The following is a 20,601-nucleotide window of genomic DNA, read 5'->3' on the forward strand; positions in this document are numbered from 1 at the left end:
GCCATGCTGCATATCAACGACACCATCACCATCGAGGAGTGGGAACTGACCGAACAGTTCACCAGATCCCAGGGGCCGGGCGGGCAGAACGTCAACAAGGTCGAAACCGCGGTCGAACTGCGGTTCGAAGCCGCGCGGTCCCCGAACCTGCCCGATGCCGTGAAGCGTCGCCTGGAACGGCTGGCGGGGCGGCGCTGGACCCGCGACGGCGCGGTGGTGATCCTGGCCCAGGAAACCCGCAGCCAGGCCCGCAACCGGGAAATCGCGCGCGAACGGCTGGCCGAATTGATCGGCCGTGCCGCCGAACCCGTCAAGCGTCGGGTCGCCACCAAGCCGACCTGGGGCAGCCAGTTGCGCCGCCTGAAGGCCAAGACCGTTCGGGGCGAGGTCAAGGCGATGCGCGGCAAGGTGGGGGAAGGCGAATGACCGCCCTGCTGCGTTCCCTGGGCATGCTGTTCGGGCGCCGTCCCCCAGCCATGCAGGTCGGCGCCGTCTGTCGCTGCGTCAGGACGGGCGAGGTGGTCCTGATCACCAGCCGGGGCACGGGCCGCTGGGTGATCCCGAAAGGCTGGCCGATGGAGGGCAAGACCCTGCCCGCCGCCGCCGCGACCGAAGCCTGGGAGGAGGCGGGCGTCGAGGGGCGGATGCATGAAGCCGAACTGGGCCGCTATCGCTATGACAAGGAACAGGACCGAGGCTATTCCGTCCCGGTCGAGGTCCGGGTCTTCCTGATGGATGCGGACCGCGAACGAGCCGATTTCCCTGAATCCAGGCAGCGCCGGCGCCGCTGGTTCGCGCCCCAGGATGCCGCGCGCCTTGTGGCCGAACCGGGGTTGCGGGAAATCCTGCTTGCATTGCCCGAGGTGTCCGGCTGACATCGGGGGCATGACGCCACCCGACCGCCAATACGACGTTCTGGACAAGGATTTGCGGCGGATCACCGTTGCGGAATCCGCCCAGTTCCATGCCATACGTCCCGTCCTGCGGCTGGGTGCCGCGATCCTTCTGGGGGTCGCGCTGATCTTTCTGGCCCTGGGTGTCACCGGACAACAGCCCGGCCTGATCGCCACCGGCGTGGGCTTCGTGGTGGCGGGCTGGCTGGGCCTGTCGATCGGGGCGAACGACATCGCCAACTCGCTTGGTCCGGCCGTGGGGGCGGGGGCCATCGCCATCGGGCCGGGCCTGATCCTGATCGGATTGGCCGAAATCGCCGGGGCGGCGCTTGCAGGCCACGCGGTCACGCATCGGCTGGCCGACGGCATCGTCCATGTCGCCGTCCTGGAAAACGGGGTGCGGGGCCAGGTCATGATGCTGGCCGCGCTGATCGGGGCGGCGGCCTGGATCACCGTCGCCACCGGTGCCAGCCTGCCGGTCTCGACCTCTCATTCCATCGTGGGGGCGATCGCGGGGGCGGGGCTGGTCGCGGCGGGGGCATCGGCCCTGTCCTGGGGCGGGATCCTGGCCATGGCGCTTGCCTGGGTCGTCACGCCCTTTGCGGCGGCGGTGCTGGCAGGCGCCCTTCTGGCCCTGCTGCGCATCCGCGTGGCCGAGGCGCCGGACCGCGCGCGTGCCGCGAAGGCATGGCTGCCGCCGCTGATCGGCATAATGGTCGGTCTGTTCGTCGCCTATGTCGCGACCCTGCTGCCCGGCCTGTCCCTGCGCCTGCCCCTGGCGCTGCTGCCCGGCGTGGGGGCGGGTCTTGCCGTGGCGCTGATGATGCGCCGCCGCTTGATCCAGACCCTGGTCGAGGCGGGCGAAAAGCCCGGCATGAAGCGGATCCTGCGCCAGCCCCTGCTGTTTGCCGCGGTGATGATGGGCTTTGCCCATGGCGCGGGCGATGCGGGCAATGTCGCCGGGCCGCTGCTGGTGATCCTGACGCCGTCGCAGGAGGGGGCGTTGCAGGTGCCGCTGCTGATGCTGGCCGTCGCGGGGGCGACGATCGCGCTTGGCGCGCTGCTGTTCGGCCGCCGCCTGGTCGGCATGGTCAGCGAGGGGATCACCCGGCTGAACGCGGTGCGGGCCTTCTGCATCACGCTGGCTACCGCGATGATCGTGCTGTTCGCGTCGGGCCTGGGCTTGCCGGTGTCATCGACCCATGTGGCCGTGGGCGGCGTCTTCGGCGTGGGCTTCGTGCGCGAGATGCTGGACCGGCGCAGCAACGCCCGGCGCGCCGCCCCCCTTCCGCCCGAGGAACGCCGCCGCCGGATGCTGATCCGCCGCAGCCATGTGGCCACGATCACGGTGGCCTGGGTGGTCACGGTGCCGATCACAGCCGCCCTGGGGGCGCTGTGCTGCCTGGGGATGCTGTGGGTGACGGGGGTGTAAGGCCCTCAGACCACCACATCCATCCGGGATTGCTGGCCCACGTCGAAGACCCGGCGATAGCGCGCGATCTCATCGGCCGGACCGGTCGCCTTGGCGGGGTTGTCGGACAGCTTGACCGTGGGACGGCCATCGGCCGAGACGGCCTTGCAGACCAGGCTGAAGGGCGCCAGCCCGTCGCCTGCGACAAGCCCGCGGAAATCGTTGGTCAGCAATGTGCCCCAGCCGAAGCTGACCTTGATGCGCCCGTGGAACTGGTGATGCAGTTCCACGATCTTCTGGACGTCCAGCCCGTCCGAAAAGATCACCAGCTTCTTCTTCGGATCCTCGCCCCGGTCCTGCCACCAGCGGATCGCGGTCTCGGCCCCCCGGGCGGGGTCGCCGCTGTCGATGCGGATGCCGGTCCAGCCCGCCAGCCAGTCGGGCGCGCCTTTCAGGAAGACGTCCGTGCCATAGGTGTCGGGCAGGATCATGCGCAGGTTGCCGTCATGTTCCTCGTGCCAGTCGGCCAGAACCTCGTAGGGGGCCTCGCGCAGTTCCTTGTCCGTATTCGCCAGCGCGGCATAGACCATCGGCAGTTCATGAGCATTGGTGCCGATGGCCTCGATGTCGCGCCGCATGGCGATCAGGCAGTTCGAGGTGCCGGTGAAGCGTTCGCCCAAGCCCTCGATCATGGCCTGGACGGCCCAATCCTGCCACAGGAAGCTGTGGCGGCGGCGCGTGCCGAAATCGGCGATCAGCAGGTCGGGCAGGGTGCGCAGAACCTCGATCTTTTCCCACAGGCGGGTCATGGCGCGGGCGTAAAGAACCTGCAGTTCGAACCGCCCCAGGGTTTCCAGAACGGCGCGCGACCGCAGTTCCATCAGGATCGCCAGCGCCGGAATTTCCCACAGCATCACCTCGGGCCACTTGCCCTCGAAGGTCAGTTCGTACTGTCCGTCGCGCTTTTCCAGGTGATAGGGAGGCAGGCGCAGGTTCTCCAGGAACTCCATGAAATCGGGGCGGAACATCTGGCGCTTGCCATAGAAGGTGTTGCCGCGCAGCCAGGTGGATTCGCCGCGCGTCAGCCGCAGTCCCCGCACATGGTCCAGCTGTTCGCGCAATTCGCCTTCGTCGATCAGGTCGGCCAGCCGGATGTCGGTCGAACGGTTGATCAACTGGAACTGGACCAGCGTGTCGGGCCGGTTGCGAAAGATCGACTGGCACATCAACAGCTTGTAGAAGTCGGTGTCGATCAGGGACCGGACGATCGGGTCGATCTTCCACTTGTGGTTGTAAACGCGGGTGGCGATATCGACCATCGGCCCTTACTCCTGGTTGACGCCGGCGGCGTGCATGTCGGCGCGGGCGCGATCCAGACTGCCGTCCAGGTCGATGGCGCGGGTCGCGGACTGGACCACGGTGGCGGTGAAGCCCAGGGTCGCGGCGTCGATCGCGCTCCAGGCGACGCAGAAGTCATGGGCCAGGCCCACGAAGGTCAGGTCCGAAAGCCCCCGGTCGCGCAGGTATCCGGCAAGGCCGGTGGGCGTCCGACGGTCGTTCTCGAAGAACGCGGAATAGCTGTCGATCTGCGGGCGGAAGCCCTTGCGGATCACCAGGTCGGCGCAGGACAGATCAAGGCCGGGATGGAAATCCGCCCCCGGCGTGCCGATGACGCAATGGCTGGGCCACAACACCTGCGGGCCATAAGGCATCCGGGTCAGGCTGAAGGGTTCCGCCCCCGGATGGTTGGCGGCAAAGCTGGCATGATCGGCGGGATGCCAGTCCTGGGTCAGCACCACCGCGTCGAAGTCGCGCATCATGGCATTGATCGGTCCCACGATCCCGTCGCCCCCCGCCACGGCCAAGGCGCCGCCGGGACAGAAATCGGCCTGCATGTCGATGACGATCAGGGCGCGCGGCATCGTTTTCCTCCCCCTCCAAGGATAGTCATGCCTAGAAACTGCGGCGCGCCGGGTCAATGGCTTGCAAGACCGGGCATTGGTGGCTAAGGCCGCCGCCATGCTGACCGTCGCCGCGCTGTATCACTTTACCCGCTTTGCCGATCCCGCCGCGCTGAAAGCGCCGCTAGCCAGGTTGGCTTGCGCCCATGGCGTGCGCGGCACGCTGTTGCTTGCGCCCGAGGGGATCAACGGCACCATCGCCGGCACGCGCCAGGGCATCGACGCGGTGCTGGCCCATATCCGGTCCCTGCCGGGGTGCGACGGGCTGGAATGGAAGGAAAGCCCGGCCGAGACGATGCCCTTCGGCAAGATGAAGGTGCGGCTGAAGCGGGAAATCGTCACCATGGGCCAGCCCGATGTCGATCCGACCGCTTCCGTCGGCCATTACGTCGAACCGGGCGACTGGAACGCGCTGATCAGCGCCCCCGACGTGGCCGTGATCGACACCCGCAACGATTACGAGGTTGCCATCGGCAGCTTTGCCGGCGCGGTCGATCCCGGCACGCGCAGCTTTCGCGATTTCCCCGGCTGGTGGCAGGCCAATGCCCACCGCTTCGCGGGCAAGCGGGTGGCGATGTTCTGCACCGGCGGCATCCGCTGCGAGAAATCGACGAACTGGCTGCTGTCCCAGGGCGTCAGCGATGTGTTCCACCTGAAGGGCGGCATCCTGAAATACCTTGAGGATGTTCCCGAAAGCGACAGCCTGTGGCAGGGCGAATGCTTCGTCTTCGACGGCCGCGTCAGCCTGACCCATGGCCTGCAGCCCGGCCGCCACGGCCTTTGCCACGCCTGCCGCCGCCCCCTGGCGCCCGAGGATCGCGACCGCCCCGAATACGAGGAAGGCGTCAGTTGCCACCGCTGCCTCGGCGAATATGACGAGGCCGACCGCAACCGCTTCCGCGAACGCCAGCGGCAGATCGCGGCCGGAGAGCTAAAATTCGAAGGAAATTCACCCTCGTCAGAAGGGTGACCCCGACGTAACCAGGGACCGATATGTCAATCCGAGTCCACAATGGCGATTATCTACAACGGCACTGCGGCGGCTGACCGGCTGACCGCTAAAAGCGTCTTTCCCTATCGCGACGTCGTCCAGATGCAGGGTCATGGGGGGCATGACGAACTGTCGGGCGGCTTTCTCAACCCGAACCGGATTTTCGGCGGGGCGGGGGATGATACGCTTCATGGCGGCGCGGACACCAACCTGCTGGACGGCGGGGACGGAAACGACGTCCTGAATGCATGGCAGGGGGATCATTCGATCCTGCGCGGCGGTGCCGGAAACGACAGGATCACCGCGGGATGGGGCGGCGCGGTTCTGGATGGCGGGACCGGGGCGGACAGCATGACCGGCGGCGATGGCGGCGACATCTATGTCGTCGATCATCGGCGCGACGTGATCGTGGAACATTATCGGCCCCGTTATCACAACGATCCCAATCCCGTCGATCAGGTCAAGACGACGGTGGACTGGATCCTGGGCGCGAATCTGGAACATCTGGTCCTGATGGGAAGCGCATCGATCAACGGCGCCGGGAACGCGCTGTCCAATGCGATCATCGGCAATGGGGGCAACAACATCCTGAAAGGCGGCGGGGGCGCGGACACGCTGGACGGCGGGTTGGGCAATGACATCCTGGACGGGGGCGAGGGGGTGGACACGGCAAGGTTCACCACCAACACCGCGATTTCCGTCAACCTGGGAACGGTTCTGGCGCAGAACACCGGTGCGGGCACAGACATCATCCGCCATGTGGAAAACGTGGTCACGGGCGCGGGGAACGACCGCATCCTGGGAAATGCCTTCGTCAACGTCCTGGTCGCGGGTTCGGGCAATGACGTGCTGTCCGCAATGGCGGGCAATGACCGACTGTCAGGGCAGGCGGGCAACGACCGCCTGCAAGGCGGGGCAGGGAACGATGTTCTGACCGGCGGGGACGGGGCCGATCAGTTCCTGTTCTCCAAGGGCGGCGGCACTGACAGGATCATGGATTTCACCGATCGCATCGACCGTATCGTGATCGACAGCGGGGCCGAGACATTTGCCCAGGTCAGGATCGCCGACCTGGGTGCGGATGCCCGCATCACCTTCGGCGACGTGACTGTCATCCTGTCCAATGTCGATCACGCCCTTCTGGGGGTCGCGGATTTCATCTTCGTATAAGGACCCTCAGCGGGCGTTCCCCAGCCCGCCGGCGGAAATCGCCGCCATGTTCAGGATGTCGTTCACCGTCGAGGTGGTCGAGCAGATCTGGATCGCTTGCGGCACGCCGGTCAGGATCGGGCCGATCACCGTGGCCCCCGCCATTTCCTGCAGCAGCTTGACGCTGATGGATGCCGAATGCCGCGCAGGCACGACCAGGACGTTGGCGGGCCCGGTCAGCCGGCTGAAGGGATAGCGGGCGGCCGATTCGGGATTCAGCGCCACGTCCACGGTCATCTCTCCCTCGTATTCGAAATCGACGCCCCGCCGGTCCAGGACCTCGGTGGCCTTCGCCATCTTCACGGCCCGTTCGCTGACCGGATAGCCGAAGTTCGAGAAGGACAGAAAGGCCACGCGGGGTTCAAGCCCCAGGCCGCGCGCCACGCCCGCGCCGCGTGTGGCGATGTCGGCCAGATCCTCGGCCTCGGGCCATTCATGGACCAGCGTGTCGCCGATCAGCACGATCCGGCCCTTGTGCAGCACGGCGGTGATGCCCACGGCCCCGTCCTGCGGGCGCAGGTCGAAGACCTTGCCAAGCTGCGCCAGGACCGGGGCGTTCTTGCGGGTCGCACCCGTCACCAGCCCGTCGCCATGACCATGGGCCAGCATCAGCGCGGCGAAGACATGGCGGTCGCGGTTGGCAAGCTTGTGCGCGTCCTCGCGGTCCACGCCCCGGCGCTGCAGGCGGGCATAGAGAAACTCGTGATAGGTTTCCAGATGCCGGGAATTGGCGGCGTTGACGACCGTCAGCTCGCGCACGGCGTCGCCCAGGCCCGTGGCTTCCAGCTTTTCCTTCACATCGGCCTCGCGGCCTACGACCAGGGCCTGGCCCATGCCGCCGCGCTGCCAGGCGACGGCCGCGCGCAGCACGCGGGGGTCGTCGCCCTCGGCGAAGATCATGCGGGCCTGGCTCTGGCGGGCGCGGGCATGGATGCCTTGCAGGATCGCGGCGGTCGGGTCCATGCGGTTCTTCAGCGACTGGACGTAACCCTCCATGTCGATGATCGGACGGCGGGCGACGCCGGTGTCCATGCCCGCGCGGGCCACGGCAGGGGGCACGACATGGATCAGGCGCGGGTCGAAGGGCGTGGGGATGATATAGTCGCGCCCGAACTGCAGCTTGCGGCCATAGGCCACGGCGACCTCGTCCGGGACATCCTCGCGCGCCAGTTTCGCAAGCGCCTCGGCGCAGGCGATCTTCATCTCGTCATTGATGGCGCGGGCGTGGATGTCCAGCGCGCCGCGGAACAGATAGGGAAAGCCCAGAACGTTGTTCACCTGATTGGGATAGTCGCTGCGCCCCGTGGCAACGATGGCGTCGGGACGGACGGCATGGGCATCCTCGGGGGTGATCTCGGGATCGGGGTTGGCCATGGCGAAGATGACCGGGTTGTCGGCCATGCTTTCGACCATCGCCTGCGTCACCGCGCCCTTGGCGCTGACGCCCAGGAAGACGTCGGCGCCGCGCATCGCCTCCTCCAGCGTGCGGGCATCGGTCGCGACCGCATGGGCCGATTTCCACTGGTTCATCCCCTCGGTCCGGCCCTGGTAGATGACGCCCTTGGTGTCGGCCATGATGCAGTTTTCATGCCGCGCGCCCATGGCCTTCAGCAGTTCCAGGCAGGCGATCCCGGCGGCGCCCGCGCCGTTCAGGACGATCTTCACGTCCTCGATGCGCTTGCCCGACAGTTCCAGCGCGTTCAGCAGCCCCGCGGCGCAGATCACCGCCGTGCCGTGCTGGTCGTCGTGAAAGACCGGGATGTCCATCATTTCCTTCAAGCGCTGCTCGATGATGAAGCATTCGGGCGCCTTGATGTCCTCCAGGTTGATGCCGCCGAAGGTCGGCCCCATCAGCTTGACGGCATTGATGAATTCGTCCGCATCCTCGGTATCCAGTTCGATGTCGATGGCGTTCACGTCGGCGAAGCGCTTGAACAGCACCGCCTTGCCCTCCATCACCGGCTTGGATGCCAGGGCGCCCAGGTTGCCCATCCCCAGGATGGCCGTGCCGTTGGTGATCACGGCCACCATGTTGCCCTTGGTGGTATAGTCGTAGGCGGTTTCCGGGCGGTCGGCGATGGCCTGCACGGGGACCGCGACGCCCGGCGAATAGGCCAGCGACAGGTCGCGCTGCGTCGTCATGGGGGTGGAGGCGACGATATCGAATTTCCCCGGACGCGGCTCCATGTGATAGGCCAGCGCCTCCTCGGGGGTGATGCGGGCGCGGGTGCTGGTCTTTTCGCTCATGGGATCCTCCGGGGGTGGTGGTCCCGTTTAACGTTACGTCACGTCCGGCTCAACATGGATCAGCGACAAATCTGTGTTGCGGCAGGGTGCGGAATTCAGATCGTGACCCTGACGAAGCTGTCGCGCAGGGCGGCGGACCAGGCCGCGCTCATCCGGGCGAAATCGGCGTCGCCTTCCTCGATCCGGCGGCGATGCGTGACGGCGCAGGCGCCTTCCTCGATGATCGCCAGATCCAGCGGCATGCCGACCGACAGGTTCGACCGCAGGGTCGAATCCATCGACAGCAGCACGGCCTTCTGCGCATCGGCCAGGCTGGTGTCCGGCGTCACCACGCGGTCCAGGATCGGCTTGCCGTATTTGTGTTCGCCGATCTGCAGGAAAGGGGTGTCGTCGGTCGCCTGGATGAAATTGCCTTCGGGATAGATCAGGTACATGCGCATGTCGCCGCCCTGCCGCTGGCCCGCGACGATCATGCTGGCGGATGCCTGCTGGCGCAGGTCGCGGCATTGTTCGGCGATCTCGCGGCGCGTGCGCGACAGCGTGTCGCCGATGATCGTGGCGACCTGCAGCATCGTCTGGGCCTTCATGATCGAGGTCGTCTCGTCCGCCATTTCGTCATGGATGGCCTCGTTCAGGCGGGCCAGCGTGGTCTGCGTGACCGACAGCGACCCGGCGGTCATCACCACGATGGCGCGTTCGCCCGGTTCCTCGAAGAAGAACATCTTGCGATAGCAGGCGATGTTGTCCAGCCCGGCATTGGTGCGCGTGTCCGACAGCAGCACAAGTCCGGCATTCAGCTTCAAGCCGACGCAATAGGTCATGGCTGCGTCTTCCCCGTCATGATGGCCGCAATCTAAAGGCGACGGGGTAAGGCCGCAATCGGCCTTTCCATTCACTTTGGCTCAAATATCCGCCGGGGTGAATTGGCCAAAGGCCAAGAGGGGTCGGCAGACCCCTAGCTTTTCGTCTGGCTTTGGCTCTGGTTCTGGAAGCGTTCCACCTCCTCGACATTCACGGCGACATCCAGGGTCTCGATCCCCTGGCCCGCCGCGATCCCCCGGATCGGGGCCGCGTCCGACGCGTCCAGTCCCGATCCCAGCCGGACATAGCGTTCGTCCGGGCAGCAGCGGTTGGCGGGGTCGAAGCCGACCCAGCCCAGGCCCTGCACGTGAATCTCGGCCCAGGCATGGGCTGCCTCGTGCGGCTCTCCCTCCGTGGTGCTGCGCAGATAGCCCGAGACATAGCGGGCGGGCAGGTCGCGCAACCGTGCCGCGGCGATCAGCGCATGGGCATGGTCCTGGCAGACGCCTTGCCCCTGCGCCAGCGCCTCGGCGGCGGTGGTATGGAATTCCGTCTGGCCTGGGGCATAGGCGATCGCGTCCGACACGCTGGCCGACAGCCGATGCGCCAAGGCCAGGGGATCGGCCGCGTCCGTCACCGAACCCGCCAGATCGCGCAGCCCTTCCTCCGGTTCCGTCGCCACGGTGTCGCGCAGATAGGCAAGCGGATGGATCAGTTCGCGATGTCCGCGCAGGACGCCCGCCGTGTCGCGCGTCTCGATCCGGCCGGTGACGGTGACGGTCACCTCCTCGGTCGGGCCGCGCACGGTCCAGCCTTCGATCCAGTCGCCCGCCCCGTCGCGGAAACCGGGGCCGCGGGTGCCCCCCGACACGGTGATCGCCCAGTCATGCGTGCGCTGCCCTTCGAACACCGAAGGCGTCAGGCGCAGGCTTTGCACCAGGTTTCGGACCGGCCGGTCATAGCGATAGACGGTCTGATGAAATATCCGCAGCTTCATCACGATCCCCCCAGCAGGTAATCCTCATGGACCAGGGTCGAGATCGTGCCGATTTCCCCGATGAACCAGGTCAGGAATTCGTGCAGCCCCTCGTCGAAGACCATGTCGATGTCATGGGCCTGCAAACGGCTCAGGACCTCGCGCGCCTTGTCGCGGGCATTGGTCGGCACCGTTTCGCCATATCGCTTGGCAAGCCCTTCCAGGTTCCACACCGCCTCGTAAAGCGAGGTGATCAGCGACCGCGGGCTTTCCCCGTTCAGGATCAGGAAATCCGCGACCCGTCCCGCCGTGATGTCGCCCCCATAGGCCCAGTGATAGGCCCGGTGCGCCGACAGCGCCCGCAGGATCACCTGCCATTGATAGGTGTCCAGGCCCGATCCCACGAATTCGATCCGGGGCAGCAGGACATAGTATTTCACGTCCAAAAGCCGCGCCGTCGCGTCCGCCCGTTCCAGCCCATAGCCCAGGTTCATGAAATGCCAGCCGTCGTTGCGAAGCTGGGTCGCATTGATCGCGCCCCTGACGGTCGAGGTGTGGCTGGTCGTCACATCGGTCAGCGCCGCGGTGTCGATCTTGTCGCGCGGCATCTTCTGGATCCGGCGCAGATCCTGATAGGCCATGTTCAGCGCGTCCCAGACCTGGCTGGTCAACGCGGTGCGCACGATCCGGCCCGACTCTCGTGCGCGTTCGATGCAGGACATGACGGATGACGGGTTGTCCCGGTCGAAGAAGATGAATTCCTCGATGTTCTCCTGGCTGATCTCGCCGTATTTGTCGGCGAACAGGCTGGCCGTGCCCGAGGCCTGCAGCAGGGAATTCCATTCGTTCTGATAGCCCGAGGCGGTATTGGGCAAGAGCGTGATCCGCTGGCCCACGTCCAGCAGGCGCGCGGCGGTGTCGGCGCGTTCCAGGTGGCGGCCCATCCAGAACAGGTTCGCGGCGGTGCGGCTGAGCATATGCGTCCCTTCCCTATTCCGACAGGACCCAGGTGTCCTTGACGCCCCCGCCCTGCGACGAGTTCACGACAAGGCTGCCCTCGCGCAGCGCCACGCGGGTCAGCCCGCCCGGCACCAGTTCGATCCGGTCGCCGCACAGGCAATAGGGGCGCAGGTCCACATGGCGCGGCGCCAGTCCCTCGGCGACGAAGGTGGGGCAGGTGGACAGGGCCAGCGTCGGCTGGGCGATATAGTTGCCGGGATCGGCCTCGATCTTCTTGCGGAAGATCTCGATCTCCTCTTTCGTGGACTTCGGGCCGACCAGCATCCCATAGCCGCCCGATCCATGGACTTCCTTCACCACCAGGTCCGGCAGGTTTTCCATGACGTATCGGTAATCGTCGTCCTTCCACAGCGTCCAGGTCTGGACGTTCTGCAACATCGGTTCCTCGCCCAGATAGAAGCGGACCATTTCCGGCACGAAGGTATAGATCGCCTTGTCGTCCGCCACGCCCGCGCCCGGCGCCGAACAGATCGACACGCCCCCCGACCGATAGACATCCATTAGCCCCGGCACGCCCAGCATCGAATCCGGGCGGAAGCACAGCGGATCCAGGAACGGGTCGTCGATCCGGCGATAGATGACATCGACGCGCTTCGGTCCCTGGGTCGTGCGCATGAAGACGAATTCGCCGTCCACGAACAGATCGGCCCCCTCGACCAGTTCGACGCCCATCAGGTTGGCCAGGAAGCTGTGCTCGTAATAGGCGCTGTTGAAATGGCCCGGCGTCAGGACCACGCAGGTCGGCCGGTCGTTGCACTTGGCGGGGGCGACGGATTCCAGCGTGCGGCGCAGAAGGTCGGGATACTGGTCCACCGGCTCGATCCGGTTGCCGCGAAACAGGCCGGGGAACATCCGCATCATGATCTCGCGGTTTTCCAGCATGTAGCTGACGCCTGACGGGGTGCGGCAGTTGTCCTCCAGCACGAAGAACTCGTCCTTGGAGGTGCGCACCAGGTCGATGCCGATGATATGGGAATAAACCCCGCGCGGGGGCACGACGCCCACCACGGCCTTCTCATAGGCGTCGTTCTGGTACACCAGCCGGGCGGGAATGCGGCCCGCACGCACGATCTCGGCCCGGCCATAGACGTCGCGCAAAAAGGCGTTCAGGGCGCGGGCCCGCTGCTTGATGCCGCGTTCCAGCTTGCGCCATTCGGATTGTTCGAAGACGCGGGGCATCATGTCGAAGGGGATCAGCCGGTCGGGGTCGCCGCCTTCGCCATAAACGGCGAAGGTGATGCCGATTCGCCGGAACAGGGCCTCGGCCTCGGCCTGCTTCATCTGCCGGAAATCGGCGGGCATCGTCTCGACCCATTGGCTGAGCCGGGCATAGGGTTCGCGGACCCGCGATCCTTCGTACATCTCGTTGTAATAGCTCATTCGTCCACCCGCTGACCCCGGACCCTTCGCAGGCCTTCTTCCGCTGATGATCGGAGACGGTTTTTTCCAAGTCCACAGAGGAATAGCGGTCGTTGCGCGAAAGTTCCGCAGGCGAGGGCCGTGTTTTGGGCAACAGGGCATCCGCCACGCGGCCGCTGCCGTGATTTCGGGCAATGTGAAGGCGCCGGCCCCGTCCTTCGGGATATGTCGTGGCGCTTACCGGATCGTAACCTTTTGCCCTTAAGGCTGGTTTCAGGAAGCGCAGGGGAACGACATGCCGACATTGATCGTCAACGAAACCGAAACCCAGTTGATCGTGGTCGTGGAGGAAGCGCGCATCGATGCCGCCATCGCCACGCGGTTCAAGGACCGGTTGCGGGAAATCGTGCTGCGCGGTCGCAAGCCTGTCCGCCTGGACATGCGGCGTGTCGATTTCATGGACAGTTCGGGCCTTGGCGCGATGATCGCGGTGCGAAAGGCCCTGCCCGAAGCCCTTCCGCTGGTCCTGGAAGGGCTGACCCCCAACGTGGAACGCGTCTTCAGGCTGACGCGGATGGACAGCGTCTTCGACATACGACCGGCCACCACCTTACAGGAGTAGTTGTTTCATGAGTTCCAGCGAACGGCAGAATGCCGGACCCAAGCCCCGTCCAGCGATCCGGACGCAGCCGATGTTTCACCGCGTGCTGCAGGCCGAACCCCAGGACGTGCGGCAGACGTTGGAGGATTTGCGCATCCGCTTCGCCAAGGAGGTGAGCGCCGATGCGATGGGGCGGCTGGAACTGGTTCTGGCCGAGGTGATGAACAACGTGGCCGAACATGCAAGCGCTACGGCAATGCCCGCGGCGGACGCCCGGTCGATGCATCTGTGCGTGGTCATGCACGACAACGGGTTGTCCTGCGCCATCACCGACGATGGCGGCAAGCTGCCCGCCGACTGCCTGCTGCCGCGCACCCTGCCGGCGCTTGATCCGCTCGACTTGCCGGAAGGGGGGTTTGGCTGGTGCCTGATCCAGGGGCTGACGCAATCGCTGTGCTATTACCGCGAAGGCCAGCGCAACTGCCTGGCATTCACGGTGCCCTATCACGCCTAGTTCAGCGGACCCATCAGGGGATAGCGCCCGTCTTCGAAGTCGCCGAACATCTCGAACATGTCGGGGTGGTCCAGGGGTTCGCCGGACTGGTCCGGCACCAGGTTCTGTTCCGAGACATAGGCGACGTAATAGGTTGCCTCTGTTTCGGCATACAGATGATAGAAGGGCTGATTCTTGGCAGGGCGCGCGTCTTCAGGAATGGAGTCGTACCATTCCTGGGTGTTGGCGAATTCGGGATCCACATCGAAGATCACGCCGCGAAACGGACGGTTCCGATGGCGGACGACCTGACCCAGGCTGAATTTGGCAATTCGATTGTTCAGCTGCATGAATGTTCCATTGCTTCGGGCCTGCCGGCTGTTTTAATCCCGCAGCGCGATTCTGTCCACCAGATCACCAGCATTTGCACGATTTCCGCGGCTGCCGCGCTTCGGCGGCGACTGGAAGCGGATCCTAATTCGCCCCTGGCCCGCCGAGGGCGTCGGGCGGCAGGGCCACCGTGGACATCGACATCTTGGCGGACCCCTCGCTCAACTCGCTGGCATGGGCCAGATAGATCAGCACCCGGTTCTTGTCGTCATAGATCCGCTTGACGCGCAAGGACTTGAACAGCAGCGACCGGCCCTCGCTGAACACGTCCTCGGGGCGGCCGGGCCGCAGCGTGCCGACATCGACCGGGCCGGTCATCGCGCATTGGATGGCGCTGTTCGAGGGATCCTCGAACCAGTTGCCCTGGCTGAGACGGTCCAGAACGGAGCGCTCGAAATAGGCCAGGTGGCAGGTGACGCCGCCCACGACCGGATCGGCGACCGCCTCGATGACGATGTCGTTGCCGATCCAATCGACACCGACCTGGGCGATCTCCTCGGCCCCGGCCAGGGTGGGCAGCATCAGCAGGGCAAGGGTGGTCAGCCGCATGGCAGGTTCTCCGGTTCCAGGGGCAGGCGGCCGTCGTCGGTCAGCAGATGCACGCTATTCCGTTCGATCACGACCGCGCAAAGGGGGCGCCCATAGGCCGCACCGCCATCGACATTCAGGCGGTTGCCGTAATGGGTGGCAGTCTGGATCGCGGTATGGCCATGGACGACCAGCGGACCGTGATCCAGGGGGCTGTTCAGGAAATCCTGCCGGATCCAGACCAGATCCTCCTCGGCCTGGTCTTGCAGATCGACGCCCGGCCGGACGCCCGCATGAACGACCAGGGCCAGCGGATGCAGGAAATACAGCGGCAGCGATGCCAAATAGGCCACATGGGCGCCCGGCACCGCGCGCTTGGCCTCGGCCAGCATCCGATCCGGGGCCAGGGTGGGATCGACGCCATAGGACCGCAGCGTCTCGGGCGCACCCAATGCGGTATGCAATGTCCAGTGCAGCCTGGAACTGAGGCCCGGATCGACCCAGTCGGGCTGCATCACATATTGCGGCAGAAAGCGGTCGTGATTGCCCCGCGTCACCGTCCAGGGCCGCCCCTGGGCCTGGCCGGTCATCAGGTATTCGACGACACCGCGCGAATCCGGTCCCCGGTCGATCAGGTCGCCCACATGGGCGATGACCGCATCCCGGCCACCATCGCGAAAGACGCGGTCATGCGCGGCCTTCAGCTTGTCCAGATGCCCATGGACATCGCCAATGACGTAAAGCCGCATCACCGCCCCGCTGCATGAAAAGCCGCGCCCCCTGCGTAAGGGGACGCGGCGGGATCGTCAAACCTCGAACTGCAGGCGGCGGGCCTGCAGGAACTTGCCGGTCTTCTGCAGCGTGGCCAAGGCCTCGTCGCTGATCGGCTCGTCCAGGTACAGGATCGCGATGGCGTCGTTCCCCTGTGCCGACCGGCCTAGGGTGAAGTTCGCGATGTTCACGCCCAGATCGCCCAGCGTCATGCCAAGCGCCCCGATCACGCCGGGCACGTCCTTGTTGCGGGTGTAGAGCATGTGCTGCCCGACCTCGGCATCGATGTTGATGCCGCGGATCTGGATGAAGCGCGGCTTGCCGTCGCTGAAGACGGTGCCTGCGATGGACCGTTCGCGCGTGTCGGTGACAACGGTCAGCTTGATATAGCCCTCGAAGACGCCGGCCTTGTCCTGGGTGGTGGTGGCCACCTGCACGCCGCGTTCCTTGGCCATCACCGGGGCGGACACCATGTTCACGTCCGGGTTGGTGGCCTTCATCACGCCCGCGATCACCGCCGCGTTCAACGCGTTCAGGTTCATGGTCGCGGCAACGCCGTCATACAGCACGTTGATCGCCTTGATCGGCTCGTCCGTCATCTGGCCCACGAAGGCGCCCAGATGGCCGGCCAGCTTGATCCACGGCCCCATGACCGCAGCCTCCTCGGCCGTGACCGAAGGCATGTTCAGCGCGTTCTGCACCGCGCCCGTCAGCAGGTAATCCGACATCTGCTCGGCCACCTGCAGGGCCACGTTCTCCTGCGCCTCGGTGGTCGATGCGCCCAGATGCGGGGTGACGACCACGTTGGGCAGGTTGAACAGTGGGCTTTCGGTGGCGGGTTCGACCGCGAAGACGTCAAAGGCGGCGCCCGCGACGCGGCCTTCCTTCAGCGCCTCGGCCAAGGCTTCCTCATCGACCAGCCCACCGCGGGCGCAGTTGATGATGCGCACGCCCGGTTTCAGCTTGGCGATGGCCTCGCGCGACAGGATGTTCTTCGTCTTCTCGGTCAGGGGCACGTGGAAGGTGATGAAATCCGCGCGGCCCAGCAGCTCGTCCAGTTCCACCTTGGTGACGCCGATCTCCTTGGCACGCTCGGGCGACAGGAAGGGATCATAGGCCAGCACCTTCATGTGCAGCCCCAGGGCGCGGTCGATCACGATCGACCCGATATTGCCCGCGCCGATCACGCCCAGGGTCTTGTTGAACAGTTCGACCCCCATGAAGCGGTTCTTTTCCCACTTCCCAGCATGGGTGGATGCACTGGCCTCGGGCAGCTGGCGCGCCACGGCGAACATCATGGCGATGGCATGTTCGGCGGTGGTCACGCTGTTGCCGAAGGGCGTGTTCATCACGATCACGCCCTTTTTCGACGCGGCCGGAATGTCCACGTTGTCCACCCCGATCCCGGCCCGGCCGATCACCTTGAGGTTGGCGGCATTCTGCAGCAGCTTTTCGGTGACCTTGGTCGCGGACCGGATCGCCAGGCCGTCATATTGCCCGATCACGGCGGCCAGCTTGTCCTTGTCCTTGCCCAGATCGGGCAAGTAATCGACCTCAACCCCGCGGTCGCGGAAGATCTGGACGGCGGTTTCCGACAGCTTGTCGGACACGAGAACCTTCGGCATGTCAGTTCATCCTTCTCATGCGGCACCCTTCACCCCAGGGCGCTGTTCATCTTCTGTGTGGAAATATCCTGCAGGGGGTCCGGGGGACGCAAAGTCCCCTGGCTTCTCTTACGCCTGCGCGGCCAGTTCGGCGCGATAGGCCCATTCGATCCAGGGCATCAGCGCCGCGACATCGCTGGTCTCGACAGTCGATCCGCACCAGATCCGCAGACCCGCCGGGGCATCGCGATAGGCGCCGGCATCCAGGGCCACGCCCTCTTTCTCCAGCCGCTTGGCAACGGCCTTGGCAAAGGCCGCACCGTCCTTGATGGCCGGATCGGTGAAGCGCAGGCAGACACTGGTGTTCGATGCCGTGGCCGGATCCTCGGCCAGGTCGGCAATCCAGTCCTTGTCGGCGATGAAGTCCCGCACGGCCTTGGCATTGGCATCGGCCCGCGCGATCAGCGCCTTCACGCCGCCCAGCGACCGCGCCCATTTCAGCGCGACCAGATAATCCTCGACCGCCAGCATCGAGGGGGTGTTGATCGTCTCGCCCTTGAAGATGCCCTCGATCAGCTTGCCGCCCTTGGTCAGACGGAAGATCTTGGGTAGGGGCCAGCCGGGGGTGTAGCTCTCAAGCCGTTCGACCGCGCGCGGCGACAGGATCAGCATCCCATGCGCGCCCTCGCCGCCCAGCACCTTCTGCCAGCTGAAGGTCACCACATCCAGCTTGTCCCAAGGCAGGTCCATCGCAAAGGCGGCGCTGGTCGCGTCGCAGATGGTCAGGCCCGCGCGACCGGCCGGGATCGCGTTGCCATTCGGGACGCGCACGCCGCTGGTGGTGCCGTTCCAGGTGAAGACGACATCCTTGTCGAAATCGACCTGCGCGAAATCCACGATCCTGCCGTATTCGGCCTTGCGGACGGTCGCGTCCAGCTTCAGCTGCTTCACGGCATCGGTGACCCAGCCTTCGCCAAAGCTTTCCCAGGCCAGCATCTCGACCGGGCGGGCACCCAGCAGGGACCACATCGCCATCTCGACCGCGCCGGTGTCGGAACCGGGGACGATGCCGATGCGGTAGTCGGCAGGAACGCCCAGGACCTCGCGCGTGAGGTCAATGGCTTCCGCCAGCTTCGCCTTGCCGATGGCGGCACGATGCGAGCGGCCCAGCGGGGCGTCCGACAGCAGGTCCAGAGTGTAATGGGGGATCTTGGCGCAGGGGCCAGAGGAGAAGCGCGGATTGACCGGGCGCGCAGCCGGGATCGTCAGATCCTTCATGTCAGCCTTCCAGCTAATAGCCCTTCGTTGGGGAAGGGTGTCCCGCCGCCGGATATACGCGGGACACTTGCATCTCGCAAGACGAAATCAGCCGTAGTCGCGCGCGCCGAAGATGGCGGAACCGACGCGGACATGGGTGGCGCCCTCGGCAATGGCAGTTTCGAAATCCGCGCTCATCCCCATAGACAGGTTCGGCAACCCGTGATCGGCGGCTAAGTCGCGCAGCAGGCGGAAATGGGGCAGGGGATCCTGATCTTCGGGAGGGATGCACATCAATCCCTGGGGCGACAGGCCAAGGTCGCGGCAGGATGACAGGAAGACCGGCAGTTCGTCGGCCAGGATGCCTGCCTTCTGCGGCTCGTCCCCGGTGTTGACCTGGATGAACAGCTGCGGACTGCGGCCCTGCTGTTCGATCTGCTGGGCCAGCTTGCGGGCCAGGGTCATGCGGTCCAGCGTGTGGATGGCGTCGAACAGTTCGACCGCGGCGCGGGCCTTGTTAGATTGAAGCGGCCCGATCATGTGCAGATCCACGCCGGGCCAGCGGCTGCGCCAGCCGGGCCATTTGCCCTGCGCTTCCTGCACGTAGTTTTCGCCAAAGACGCGGTGCGCTGCGTCCAGCACGGCGGTCACGCGGTCTTCCGGCTGCACCTTGCTGACCGCGATCAGCGTGACGCTGCCGGGTGCGCGCCCTGCCTTTTCTTCTGCCGCGCTGATGCGGCGCTTGATGTCATCCAGTCCCATGAGGCGACAAGACAAAAAGAAAAGAGCGGGCGCAAGGCCCGCTCTCAAGTTTGACTGCTGATCCGGGGATCAGAAGTCGAAGCGCACGCCCATGTCGGCGGTCACGCGCTCGTCGTTGCCGCGCTGCAGCGAGGCACCCAGACGGGCACCGCCCAGGTCGTAGTTGACGCCAATACCGAACGCGTTGTCGGTTTCGTTGTCGTCGTCGTTGTTGTTGGCAACATAGGCTTCGATGTTGGTCAGCCCATCGGCCAAAGTATAGTCACCATACAGGGTGATGGTATCACCAACGTCAGCGGCGCTGTCGTTGCTAGCATTCAGATAGTTCAGGCCGATGCGAGCGTTCTCCATGACGGCATAGCGGGCGCCGATAAAGAAGATGTCGTTGTCTTCGATTGCGCCCCCGTCCATGACGTAAGCCGCAGCCAGTTCCAGACGCTCGTTCCAGGTGTAGTCGACCGAGAAACCGAGTTCTTCGTCGTCAGAAGTCAGGCCAGACTGGTCGGGGTCAATATAAGAGACGCGAGCTTTCAGGCCTTCAATCGCGTAGGTGGCCGCGATGCCGTTGTAGGTCGACAGCTCTTCAAGGTCGTCCCCGTCAACGTCGCCGTCACCGTCCACATCTACGTCCGCCTGGACAAACTGGCCAGCCAGCCGGTCAGAGTCATAGGCAAAGAAGGCGCCTCGACGAACGAGGTCACGGTCATACGACCCCAGTTCCGAACCGTAAAGCAGGTTGACCGAGTCGAAAGCGGTGTCGACGTTGCCAACCTCGACGGTCAGGCCGCTGCTGGTGACATACAGCTTGCCGGCGTTCAGTTCGCCCTGGTTGCCACGAGTGGCGCTGTTCTGGTCCCACTGCAACCGGAATCGAGCGCCGAAGTCCACACCCTGTTCGGAAGAGGTGCTGGCGTCGAGGTTCATACGCAGGCGCGAGATGATCTGCGTTTCGTTCAAGCCAGCCGCATCTTGCGCGTCGGTGTTTTCAAAGTATTGGATGCCGGTCCGGCCGTAACCCGAGATGGTCACGTCGGCAGCAGCGGCACCGGCCGTCAGGACCAGTGCGGTGGAGGCGATAAGAGCCTTTTTCATGTCAAGTTCCCTCTTGTCTCTCTGATGCCCAAACCGGCATTACCGCCTTGGGTATGCTGCTTGTTTCCCCTGTCCTTCCCTATGATGCAACGGAATCGCGCGCCTGCTCTGGCTACGGCGCTTTCTGTGATGCACAAGGGCCACACCTTTACGTGATCCCCTGAACGCGGCCCGGGCCGGATCCGGCCCAAGGCGCTTGTGGGGCGGGGGTGATCCGGGCTAAAGCTGGCCCCGA

General features: G+C 65.3%; 21 protein-coding genes. 7 read left to right on the plus strand and 14 right to left on the minus strand.

Annotation, left to right across the window (positions count from 1 at the left end; genetic code table 11):
* Nucleotides 1-3 precede the first annotated feature (3 nt).
* From arfB to IEX25_RS07035, 3 genes are read left to right on the plus strand one after another with little or no spacing between them, the layout of a single operon-like run.
* Nucleotides 4-426 (plus strand): alternative ribosome rescue aminoacyl-tRNA hydrolase ArfB, encoded by a 423-nt coding sequence (arfB, locus tag IEX25_RS07025; protein WP_103172128.1) that lies wholly within the window; start codon nucleotides 4-6, stop codon nucleotides 424-426.
* Nucleotides 423-875: an NUDIX hydrolase gene (locus IEX25_RS07030; RefSeq protein ID WP_229665080.1), complete on the plus strand. Its 453-nt coding sequence runs from the start codon at nucleotides 423-425 to the stop codon at nucleotides 873-875. The genes arfB and IEX25_RS07030 overlap by 4 nt, the downstream gene beginning before the upstream one ends.
* A 10-nt stretch (nucleotides 876-885) precedes the next feature.
* Complete coding sequence (locus IEX25_RS07035; protein WP_188714596.1) at nucleotides 886-2,325, plus strand: inorganic phosphate transporter; 1,440 nt, start codon at nucleotides 886-888, stop codon at nucleotides 2,323-2,325.
* A 5-nt stretch (nucleotides 2,326-2,330) separates the two neighbouring features.
* Here IEX25_RS07035 and pncB read toward each other — a convergent pair whose 3' ends face one another.
* Nucleotides 2,331-3,623 (minus strand): nicotinate phosphoribosyltransferase, encoded by a 1,293-nt coding sequence (gene pncB, locus IEX25_RS07040; RefSeq protein ID WP_188714597.1) that lies wholly within the window; start codon nucleotides 3,621-3,623, stop codon nucleotides 2,331-2,333.
* A 6-nt stretch (nucleotides 3,624-3,629) separates the two neighbouring features.
* The gene (gene pncA, locus IEX25_RS07045; RefSeq protein WP_103171972.1) at nucleotides 3,630-4,226 is read right to left on the minus strand and encodes a bifunctional nicotinamidase/pyrazinamidase; all 597 of its coding nucleotides are present in this window, start codon (nucleotides 4,224-4,226) and stop codon (nucleotides 3,630-3,632) included.
* A gap of 97 nt (nucleotides 4,227-4,323) precedes the next feature.
* On the opposite strand from pncA, the gene trhO reads away from it, so the two are divergent.
* Both trhO and IEX25_RS07055 read left to right on the plus strand, forming a co-directional pair.
* Nucleotides 4,324-5,235 carry an oxygen-dependent tRNA uridine(34) hydroxylase TrhO gene (gene trhO / locus IEX25_RS07050; protein ID WP_188714598.1) on the plus strand — a complete coding sequence of 304 codons (912 nt, stop codon included), beginning with the start codon at nucleotides 4,324-4,326 and terminating at the stop codon, nucleotides 5,233-5,235.
* 42 nt (nucleotides 5,236-5,277) lie between these two features.
* Nucleotides 5,278-6,426 (plus strand): calcium-binding protein, encoded by a 1,149-nt coding sequence (locus tag IEX25_RS07055; RefSeq protein ID WP_188714599.1) that lies wholly within the window; start codon nucleotides 5,278-5,280, stop codon nucleotides 6,424-6,426.
* A gap of 6 nt (nucleotides 6,427-6,432) precedes the next feature.
* On the opposite strand, the gene IEX25_RS07060 is transcribed toward IEX25_RS07055, so the two are convergent.
* The 5 genes from IEX25_RS07060 to IEX25_RS07080 form a co-directional block, all read right to left on the minus strand.
* On the minus strand, nucleotides 6,433-8,712 hold the full coding sequence (locus tag IEX25_RS07060) for an NADP-dependent malic enzyme (protein WP_188714600.1): 2,280 nt from the start codon (nucleotides 8,710-8,712) through the stop codon (nucleotides 6,433-6,435).
* A gap of 95 nt (nucleotides 8,713-8,807) precedes the next feature.
* Nucleotides 8,808-9,533 (minus strand): Ntn hydrolase family protein, encoded by a 726-nt coding sequence (locus IEX25_RS07065; protein ID WP_103171968.1) that lies wholly within the window; start codon nucleotides 9,531-9,533, stop codon nucleotides 8,808-8,810.
* Nucleotides 9,534-9,667: 134 nt separating this feature from the next.
* Entirely contained in the window at nucleotides 9,668-10,510 is an 843-nt protein-coding gene (locus IEX25_RS07070) for a transglutaminase family protein (RefSeq protein ID WP_188714601.1), read from the minus strand.
* The gene (locus IEX25_RS07075; RefSeq protein ID WP_188714602.1) at nucleotides 10,510-11,466 is read right to left on the minus strand and encodes an alpha-E domain-containing protein; all 957 of its coding nucleotides are present in this window, start codon (nucleotides 11,464-11,466) and stop codon (nucleotides 10,510-10,512) included. Before IEX25_RS07075 ends, IEX25_RS07070 begins: the two co-directional genes overlap by 1 nt.
* Before the next feature lie 13 nt (nucleotides 11,467-11,479).
* Complete coding sequence (locus tag IEX25_RS07080; RefSeq protein ID WP_188714603.1) at nucleotides 11,480-12,889, minus strand: circularly permuted type 2 ATP-grasp protein; 1,410 nt, start codon at nucleotides 12,887-12,889, stop codon at nucleotides 11,480-11,482.
* A 274-nt stretch (nucleotides 12,890-13,163) separates the two neighbouring features.
* Here IEX25_RS07080 and IEX25_RS07085 point away from each other — a divergent pair, with 274 nt between their 5' ends.
* Together IEX25_RS07085 and IEX25_RS07090 are read left to right on the plus strand one after the other, a co-directional pair.
* On the plus strand, nucleotides 13,164-13,490 hold the full coding sequence (locus tag IEX25_RS07085; protein ID WP_188714604.1) for an STAS domain-containing protein: 327 nt from the start codon (nucleotides 13,164-13,166) through the stop codon (nucleotides 13,488-13,490).
* Nucleotides 13,491-13,497: 7 nt separating this feature from the next.
* Nucleotides 13,498-13,983 carry an ATP-binding protein gene (locus IEX25_RS07090; RefSeq protein ID WP_188714605.1) on the plus strand — a complete coding sequence of 162 codons (486 nt, stop codon included), beginning with the start codon at nucleotides 13,498-13,500 and terminating at the stop codon, nucleotides 13,981-13,983.
* Here the strand turns inward: IEX25_RS07090 and hspQ are convergent.
* The 7 genes from hspQ to IEX25_RS07125 form a co-directional block, all read right to left on the minus strand.
* Nucleotides 13,980-14,312, minus strand: a complete 333-nt coding sequence (gene hspQ, locus IEX25_RS07095; RefSeq protein WP_103171962.1) for a heat shock protein HspQ — start codon at nucleotides 14,310-14,312, stop codon at nucleotides 13,980-13,982. The two genes, IEX25_RS07090 and hspQ, sit on opposite strands and share 4 nt — an antisense overlap.
* 124 nt (nucleotides 14,313-14,436) lie before the next feature.
* A complete protein-coding gene (locus IEX25_RS07100; protein WP_188714606.1) occupies nucleotides 14,437-14,901 on the minus strand; it encodes a CreA family protein in 465 nt (154 codons plus the stop codon).
* Nucleotides 14,892-15,629, minus strand: a complete 738-nt coding sequence (locus tag IEX25_RS07105; protein ID WP_188714607.1) for a metallophosphoesterase — start codon at nucleotides 15,627-15,629, stop codon at nucleotides 14,892-14,894. Before IEX25_RS07105 ends, IEX25_RS07100 begins: the two co-directional genes overlap by 10 nt.
* Before the next feature lie 57 nt (nucleotides 15,630-15,686).
* Nucleotides 15,687-17,276, minus strand: a complete 1,590-nt coding sequence (gene serA / locus IEX25_RS07110) for a phosphoglycerate dehydrogenase (protein ID WP_188714608.1) — start codon at nucleotides 17,274-17,276, stop codon at nucleotides 15,687-15,689.
* Nucleotides 17,277-17,384: 108 nt separating this feature from the next.
* Complete coding sequence (locus IEX25_RS07115; RefSeq protein WP_188714609.1) at nucleotides 17,385-18,533, minus strand: phosphoserine transaminase; 1,149 nt, start codon at nucleotides 18,531-18,533, stop codon at nucleotides 17,385-17,387.
* An 87-nt stretch (nucleotides 18,534-18,620) separates the two neighbouring features.
* A complete protein-coding gene (locus tag IEX25_RS07120) occupies nucleotides 18,621-19,274 on the minus strand; it encodes a YggS family pyridoxal phosphate-dependent enzyme (protein ID WP_188714610.1) in 654 nt (217 codons plus the stop codon).
* A 69-nt stretch (nucleotides 19,275-19,343) separates the two neighbouring features.
* Nucleotides 19,344-20,366, minus strand: coding sequence for a porin (locus tag IEX25_RS07125; protein WP_188714611.1), 1,023 nt, complete (start codon nucleotides 20,364-20,366; stop codon nucleotides 19,344-19,346).
* Nucleotides 20,367-20,601: the final 235 nt, after the last annotated feature.

The organism is Paracoccus acridae, assembly GCF_014642735.1.
Lineage (GTDB): Bacteria > Pseudomonadota > Alphaproteobacteria > Rhodobacterales > Rhodobacteraceae > Paracoccus > Paracoccus acridae.